Origin of the sequence: Methylibium sp. T29 (assembly GCF_000576205.1) — a bacterium.
Lineage (GTDB): Bacteria > Pseudomonadota > Gammaproteobacteria > Burkholderiales > Burkholderiaceae_C > Methylibium > Methylibium petroleiphilum.
Window position 1 is genome coordinate 1 of sequence record NZ_AZND01000527.1, and the last position, 1,070, is coordinate 1,070.

Here is a 1,070-nt window from a genome sequence, read left to right on the forward strand (position 1 = left end):
CCAGCGCCAGCGTGGCGTCGTGCGCGCTGGTCGTTGCCTTGAATTCGACCAGCGTGGGGCGGCCGACGGTGAGCGTGCCGGTCTTGTCGAAGGCCACCGCGCGCAGGCCTTGCGCGGCCTCCAGCGCCGCCGCGTCCTTGACGAGGATGCCGTGCTGCGCCGCCACCCCGGTGCCGGCCATCAGCGCCGCCGGCGTCGCGAGGCCCAGCGCACAGGGGCAGGCGATGACCAGCACCGCGACGGCGTTCAGCGTGGCGTGCGACCAGTCGCCGCCGGCCAGACCCCAGCCGAGCAGCGTGAGCGTGGCGATCCCCAGCACCACCGGCACGAACACCGCACTGACGCGGTCGACCAGCTGCTGGATCGGGGCCTTGGCGGCCTGTGCCGTCTCGACCAGCCTCACGATGCGCGCCAGCGTCGATTCGGCACCGAGCGCCGTCGCGCGCACGCGCAGCAGGCCTTCGCCGTTGAGCGCGCCGCCGATCACGCGCTCGCCGGCGGCGCGCGCCACCGGAAGGCTCTCGCCGGTGAGCAGCGATTCGTCGAGGTGGCTCGCGCCTTCCTCGACGAGGCCGTCGACCGGCAGCCGCTCGCCGGGCCGCACGACGACGAGGTCGCCGCGCACCAGCGCCGTCAGCGGCAGTTCGGTCTCGACGCCGTCGCGCAGCACGCGCGCGGTCTCGGGCCGCAGCGCCTGCAGCGCGCGGATCGCCGCGGTGGTCTGGCGCTTCGCACGGGCCTCCAGCCACTTGCCCAGCAGCACCAGCGTGATGACGACCGCCGACGCCTCGAAGTAGAGATGCGGATCGCCGTGTGTCGCGTGGCTCCACAGCAGCTGCCACACGCTGAGGCCATAGGCCGCCGAGGTGCCCAGCGCCACCAGCAGGTCCATGTTGCCGCTGCCGGCGCGCAGCGCATGCCAGCCGTTTCGGTAGAAGCGCGCGCCGAGCCAGAACTGCACCGGCGTCGCCAGCGCCCACTGCCAGGCGGCGGGCAGCATCGCGTGGCCGCCCCACAGCAGCGCGAGCATCGGCAACGCCAGCGGCAGCGACAGCAGCGCCGCGACAGCC

At 74.2% G+C, this 1,070-nt stretch carries 1 protein-coding gene; it reads right to left on the minus strand.

Translation table 11 applies throughout. The features are described from left to right. Positions 1–1,070: HAD-IC family P-type ATPase (locus x551_RS22580; protein WP_036251894.1), on the minus strand; the 1,070-nt coding region annotated here is incomplete at both ends.